Raw genomic sequence first — 6,054 nt, forward strand, 5'->3', positions numbered from 1 at the left:
GCGTGCACGTCGAGATCCCGCTCCAGGCCTACTTCCGCATCAACACGGAGAACATGGGCCAGTTCGAGCGGACGCTGATCATCGTCGACGAGGACGCCTACGTCCACTACGTCGAGGGCTGCACCGCCCCGATCTACTCCTCGGACTCGCTGCACAGCGCCGTGGTCGAGATCATCGTCAAGAAGGGCGGCCGCTGCCGCTACACGACCATCCAGAACTGGTCGAACAACGTCTACAACCTGGTGACCAAGCGCGCCGTCGCCTACGAGGGCGCCACCATGGAGTGGGTCGACGGCAACATCGGCTCCAAGGTCACCATGAAGTACCCGGCCGTCTACCTGATGGGTGAGCACGCCAAGGGCGAGACCCTCTCCATCGCCTTCGCGGGCGAGGGCCAGCACCAGGACGCCGGCGCCAAGATGGTCCACATGGCCCCGAACACCTCCTCCAACATCGTCTCCAAGTCGGTGGCGCGAGGCGGCGGCCGCACCTCCTACCGCGGTCTCATCGAGATCGGCGAGGGTGCCCCGGGCGCCAAGTCCAACGTGCTCTGCGACGCGCTGCTCGTCGACACCATCTCCCGCTCCGACACGTACCCCTACGTGGACGTGCGCGAGGACGACGTCTCCATGGGCCACGAGGCCACGGTCTCCAAGGTCTCCGAGGACCAGCTGTTCTACCTGATGAGCCGCGGCCTCACCGAGTTCGAGGCCATGGCCATGATCGTCCGCGGCTTCGTCGAGCCCATCGCGAAGGAGCTCCCGATGGAGTACGCGCTGGAGCTCAACCGGCTGATCGAGCTGCAGATGGAGGGTGCGGTCGGCTGACGCCGCCCCGCCGCCGTCCGTACCCCCTGGTCTTTGCGTAGTTACGTAGGAAGAGAGCAACACGACAGCCATGGCTGAGGCTCAGAACATCCCGGCGGGCTCCACCACCGCCGGCTCGATCGCGGTGGCCGCCGAGTCCACCGTCGCCACGCGCATGAGCGCGCCCCCGTCCTTCGACGTCGCGGACTTCCCCGTGCCGCACGGCCGCGAGGAGGAGTGGCGCTTCACCCCGCTGGAGCGGCTGCGCGGACTCCACGACGGCACCGCGGTCGCCACCGGCGAGGGCGTCAAGGTCGAGATCGAGGCCCCCGAGGGCGTCACGGTGGAGACCGTCGGCCGCGACGACGAGCGGCTCGGCCGGGCGGGCACGCCCGTCGACCGCGTCGCCGCCCAGGCGTACTCGTCCTTCGAGAAGGCCTCGGTCGTCACCGTCGCCAAGGAGGCGGTCCTCGCCGAGCCGATCCGCATCGCCGTCCACGGCGAGGGCGGGGTCGCCTTCGGCCACCAGGTCATCGAGCTCGGCGCCTTCGCCGAGGCCGTCGTGGTCATCGACCACACCGGTGACGCGGTGCTCGCCGCCAACGTCGACTACGTCCTCGGCGACGGTGCCAAGCTCACCGTCGTCTGCGTCCAGGACTGGGACGAGAAGGCCGTCCACGTCGCCCAGCACAACGCGCTGGTCGGCCGCGACGCCTCCTTCAAGTCGGTCGTGGTGACCTTCGGCGGCGACCTGGTCCGCATCCACCCGCGTGTGGCCTACGCCGCCCCGGGCGGTTCGGCGGAACTGTTCGGCCTGTACTTCACCGACGCCGGCCAGCACCAGGAGCACCGCCTGCTGGTCGACCACAACACCCCGCACTGCACCTCCAACGTGGCCTACAAGGGCGCGCTGCAGGGCCAGGACGCCCACGCCGTCTGGATCGGTGACGTCCTCATCCAGGCCGCGGCCGAGGGCACGGACACCTACGAGCTCAACCGGAACCTCGTCCTCACCGACGGCGCCCGGGTCGACTCCGTCCCCAACCTGGAGATCGAGACCGGCGAGATCGCCGGCGCCGGCCACGCCTCCGCCACCGGCCGGTTCGACGACGAGCAGCTGTTCTACCTGATGTCCCGCGGCATCCCGGAGATCGAGGCCCGCCGCCTCGTCGTCCGCGGCTTCTTCGCGGAGCTGGTCCAGCAGATCGGTCTGCCGGACGTCGAGGAGCGCCTGATCGCCAAGATCGAGGCCGAGCTGGAGGCCTCCGTCTGATGGCCTTCGTCCGCGTCTGCGCGCTGAGCGAGCTGGAGGCCGACACCCCGAAGCGGGTGGAGGTCGACGGCACGCCCGTCTCGGTGGTGCGTACCGAGGGCGAGGTGTTCGCCATCAACGACATCTGCTCGCACGCCAACGTCTCCCTCTCCGAGGGCGAGGTCGAGGACTGCGCCATCGAGTGCTGGCTGCACGGTTCCAGCTTCGACCTCCGCACCGGCAAGCCGTCCGGCCTTCCCGCGACGCGCCCCGTCCCCGTATACCCCGTAAAGATCGAAGGGGACGATGTGCTCGTCTCCGTCACCCAGGAGTCCTGAGTCACCCATGGCAACGCTTGAAATCCACGACCTGCACGTCTCCGTCGAGGCCGAGAACGGTCCGCGTGAGATCCTCAAGGGTGTCGACCTGACCATCAAGCAGGGCGAGACCCACGCCGTCATGGGCCCGAACGGCTCCGGCAAGTCGACCCTGGCGTACTCGCTGGCCGGCCACCCGAAGTACACGATCACCGGCGGCACCGTCACCCTCGACGGTGAGGACGTCCTGGAGATGTCGGTCGACGAGCGCGCCCGCGCCGGCGTGTTCCTCGCCATGCAGTACCCGGTCGAGGTCCCCGGTGTCTCGGTCTCCAACTTCCTGCGCACCTCCGCCACCGCCGTCCGCGGCGAGGCCCCCAAGCTCCGCACCTGGGTGAAGGAGGTCAAGGAGGCCATGGAGAAGCTCCACATGGACCCGGCCTTCGCCGAGCGCAACGTCAACGAGGGCTTCTCCGGCGGCGAGAAGAAGCGCCACGAGATCCTCCAGCTCGAGCTGCTCAAGCCGAAGATCGCGATCCTCGACGAGACCGACTCCGGCCTCGACGTCGACGCGCTCCGCATCGTCTCCGAGGGCGTCAACCGCGTCCGGGAGACCGGCGAGGTCGGCACCCTGCTGATCACGCACTACACGCGCATCCTGCGCTACATCAAGCCCGACTTCGTGCACGTCTTCGCGAACGGCCGCATCGTCGAGTCCGGCGGCGCCGAGCTCGCCGACCAGCTGGAGAACGAGGGCTACGACAAGTACGTGAAGGGTGGCGCATCCGCGTGACTTCCGCCCATCAGGGGCTGACCGGCCTCCTCGACACCGAGGCGATCCGCAAGGACTTCCCGCTCCTGGACCGCGTGGTCCACGACGGCAAGAAGATCGTGTACCTGGACTCCGCGGCGACCTCGCAGAAGCCGCGCCAGGTCCTCGATGCCCTCAACACGTACTACGAGCGGCACAACGCCAACGTCCACCGCGGCGTCTACACGGTCGCCGAGGAGGCCACCGCGCTGTACGAGGGCGCCCGCGACAAGGTCGCCGCCTTCATCAACGCGCCGAGCCGCGACGAGGTGATCTTCACCAAGAACGCCTCGGAGTCGCTCAACCTCGTGGCGAACATGCTGGGCTGGGCCGACGAGCCCTACCGCGTGGACCACGAGACCGAGATCGCGATCACGGAGATGGAGCACCACTCCAACATCGTCCCGTGGCAGCTGCTCTCGCAGCGCACCGGCGCGAAGCTGAAGTGGTTCGGCCTCACCGACGACGGCCGTCTCGACCTCTCGAACATCGAGGAGGTCATCACCGAGAAGACCAAGATCGTCTCCTTCACCCTGGTCTCGAACCTGCTCGGTACGGTGAACCCGGTCGAGACGATCATCCGGCGTGCCCAGGAGGTCGGTGCCCTCGTCTGCATCGACGCCTCCCAGGCGGCCCCGCACATGGTCCTCGACGTGCAGGCGCTCCAGGCCGACTTCGTGGCCTTCACCGGCCACAAGATGTGCGGCCCGACCGGCATCGGTGTGCTGTGGGGACGGCAGGAGCTCCTGGAGGACCTCCCGCCCTTCCTCGGTGGCGGCGAGATGATCGAGACCGTCTCGATGCACTCCTCGACCTACGCGCCGGCCCCGCACAAGTTCGAGGCGGGTACGCCCCCGATCGCCCAGGCCGTCGGCCTCGGCGCGGCCGTGGACTACCTGTCCGCGATCGGCATGGAGAACATCGCGCGCCACGAGCACGCGATCACCGAGTACGCCGTCCGGCGCCTCCAGGAGGTCCCGGACCTGCGGATCATCGGCCCCACCACGGCCGAGGACCGCGGCGCGGCGATCTCCTTCACGCTCGGGGACATCCACCCCCACGACGTGGGGCAGGTGCTGGACGAGCAGGGCATCGCGGTCCGGGTCGGCCACCACTGCGCGCGGCCGGTCTGCCTGCGGTACGGAATTCCTGCGACCACGCGGGCGTCGTTCTATCTGTACTCCACTCCGGCCGAGGTCGACGCCCTGGTCGAGGGGCTGGAGCACGTCCGTAACTTCTTCGGATAGGGCGGCTGAGCTGTGAAGCTGGATTCGATGTACCAGGACGTCATCCTGGACCACTACAAGCACCCTCACGGGCGGGGCTTGCGGGACGGCGACGCCGAGGTGCACCACGTCAACCCGACGTGCGGCGACGAGATCACGCTCCGCGTGAAGTACGACGGCGACCGCATCGAGGACGTCTCGTACGAGGGCCAGGGCTGCTCCATCAGCCAGGCGTCGGCCTCGGTCCTCAACGAGCTGCTCGTCGGCAAGGAGCTGGCCGAGGCGCAGAAGATCCAGGGCACCTTCCTGGAGCTGATGCAGTCCAAGGGGCAGATCGAGCCCGATGACGCGATGGAGGAGATCCTGGAGGACGCGGTCGCGTTCGCCGGGGTGTCCAAGTACCCGGCCCGGGTGAAGTGCGCGCTGCTCAGCTGGATGGCGTGGAAGGACGCGACGGCTCAGGCGCTGGGGGACTCCGATACATCTGTGAGGAAGTCGGCATGACCGAGAACGCGACCGAGAACGCGACCGAGAGCGCGGTGGAGACGGCCCCCGAGGCCGGGGCGGGCGCCATGAAGCCGGCCTCCGAGGAGGAGGTCCGCGAGGCCCTGTACGACGTGGTCGACCCCGAGCTGGGCATCGACGTCGTCAACCTGGGCCTGATCTACGGCATCCACATCGACGACTCCAACGTCGCGACGCTGGACATGACCCTGACGTCGGCGGCCTGTCCGCTGACCGACGTGATCGAGGACCAGGCGAAGTCCGCCACCGACGGGCTCGTCCGGGAACTGAAGATCAACTGGGTCTGGATGCCGCCGTGGGGTCCGGACAAGATCACGGACGACGGCCGGGAGCAGCTGCGCGCCCTCGGCTTCAACGTCTGACCCGCGCGACCTCTCGCGTACCCGCGGAACGGCCGCGCCCTGCTGAAGGGCGCGGCCGTTCCCGTACGCCGCCGGGGGTCAGTACCCCGCCGCGCGGGCCAGTTCCGGGCCCAGGTTCTCCTTGCGCAGGCGCTGGTCCACGTAGAGCAGGGCCGTCACCAGGGGTGGGAAGACGGAGACGATCACCTGGCTGACCAGCTGGCCGAGGAGCAGCAGGGCGACCACCACGGCGACGGCGGCGATCACCGTGGCCGGCTCGCCGTCCGAGAAGTCCATGCCCGCCAGCGGCGTGGAGACGACCAGGGACAGGATCTGCTGGATCAGCCAGCTGACCACGGTCGTCATCAGTCCGACGAGCAGCAGGATGCCGAAGACGCGCCACCACGAGCCGCGGACGAGGGCGGAGGAGCGGCGCATCGAGGCGAGGGCGCCCTGGCCCTCCATCACGGCCGCCGCCGGGGCCAGGCTGAACCTCACCCAGATCCACAGCGCGAGCGGGGTGACGAGCACGGCGATCGCCAGCGCGATCAGGGCCACCGTCCACGCCTCGCTGTCCGAGAGGCCCGAGCTGCTGTCCACGGAGGCGATCAGCCCGATCACCATGCCGACGAAGCCGACGAGCAGGAGCAGCAGGGGCAGCGCCAGGGCGAGACTGGTGAGGACCACCGTCCCGAGCACGGACGGCATGCGGGCCCAGGAGCGGCGCCAGAGCGTGCCGAAGGTGAGCGAGCGGCCGAGGACGGCCTCCTGGACCA

7 protein-coding genes and 1 pseudogene are annotated in these 6,054 nt (G+C 68.9%); 7 read left to right on the plus strand and 1 reads right to left on the minus strand.

What is annotated here, in order from left to right:
- The 7 genes from sufB to RIF68_RS24140 all read left to right on the plus strand — a co-directional run.
- On the plus strand, nucleotides 1-827 hold an 827-nt coding region (gene sufB / locus RIF68_RS24110), incomplete at its 5' end, for a Fe-S cluster assembly protein SufB (RefSeq protein ID WP_309053391.1).
- Between the two features lie 70 nt (nucleotides 828-897).
- On the plus strand, nucleotides 898-2,079 hold the full coding sequence (gene sufD, locus RIF68_RS24115; RefSeq protein ID WP_309053392.1) for a Fe-S cluster assembly protein SufD: 1,182 nt from the start codon (nucleotides 898-900) through the stop codon (nucleotides 2,077-2,079).
- A complete protein-coding gene (locus tag RIF68_RS24120; RefSeq protein WP_030492833.1) occupies nucleotides 2,079-2,396 on the plus strand; it encodes a bifunctional 3-phenylpropionate/cinnamic acid dioxygenase ferredoxin subunit in 318 nt (105 codons plus the stop codon). Before sufD ends, RIF68_RS24120 begins: the two co-directional genes overlap by 1 nt.
- Nucleotides 2,397-2,403: 7 nt before the next feature.
- The gene (gene sufC / locus RIF68_RS24125) at nucleotides 2,404-3,168 is read left to right on the plus strand and encodes a Fe-S cluster assembly ATPase SufC (RefSeq protein WP_309053393.1); all 765 of its coding nucleotides are present in this window, start codon (nucleotides 2,404-2,406) and stop codon (nucleotides 3,166-3,168) included.
- Nucleotides 3,165-4,433 (plus strand): cysteine desulfurase, encoded by a 1,269-nt coding sequence (locus tag RIF68_RS24130; RefSeq protein ID WP_309053394.1) that lies wholly within the window; start codon nucleotides 3,165-3,167, stop codon nucleotides 4,431-4,433. Before sufC ends, RIF68_RS24130 begins: the two co-directional genes overlap by 4 nt.
- 12 nt (nucleotides 4,434-4,445) lie before the next feature.
- Entirely contained in the window at nucleotides 4,446-4,916 is a 471-nt protein-coding gene (sufU, locus tag RIF68_RS24135; RefSeq protein WP_309053395.1) for a Fe-S cluster assembly sulfur transfer protein SufU, read from the plus strand.
- Nucleotides 4,917-4,984: 68 nt separating this feature from the next.
- Complete coding sequence (locus RIF68_RS24140) at nucleotides 4,985-5,299, plus strand: metal-sulfur cluster assembly factor (RefSeq protein WP_309053396.1); 315 nt, start codon at nucleotides 4,985-4,987, stop codon at nucleotides 5,297-5,299.
- 78 nt (nucleotides 5,300-5,377) lie between these two features.
- On the opposite strand, the pseudogene RIF68_RS24145 reads toward RIF68_RS24140, so the two are convergent.
- Nucleotides 5,378-6,054, minus strand: a pseudogene (locus RIF68_RS24145) (oxidoreductase); the annotation flags it as partial.

The sequence above is a fragment of the Streptomyces sp. genome (assembly GCF_031178505.1).
GTDB classification, from domain to species: domain Bacteria; phylum Actinomycetota; class Actinomycetes; order Streptomycetales; family Streptomycetaceae; genus Streptomyces; species Streptomyces gulbargensis.

Excerpts from the sequence above, each read along its gene's own strand:
- sufD (WP_309053392.1), top strand. The coding sequence starts at position 898 with ATGGCTGAGGCTCAGAACATCCCGGCGGGCTCCACCACCGCCGGCTCG.
- RIF68_RS24120 (WP_030492833.1), top strand. The coding sequence starts at position 2,079 with ATGGCCTTCGTCCGCGTCTGCGCGCTGAGCGAGCTGGAGGCCGACACC.
- sufC (WP_309053393.1), top strand. The coding sequence starts at position 2,404 with ATGGCAACGCTTGAAATCCACGACCTGCACGTCTCCGTCGAGGCCGAG.
- RIF68_RS24140 (WP_309053396.1), top strand. The coding sequence starts at position 4,985 with ATGAAGCCGGCCTCCGAGGAGGAGGTCCGCGAGGCCCTGTACGACGTG.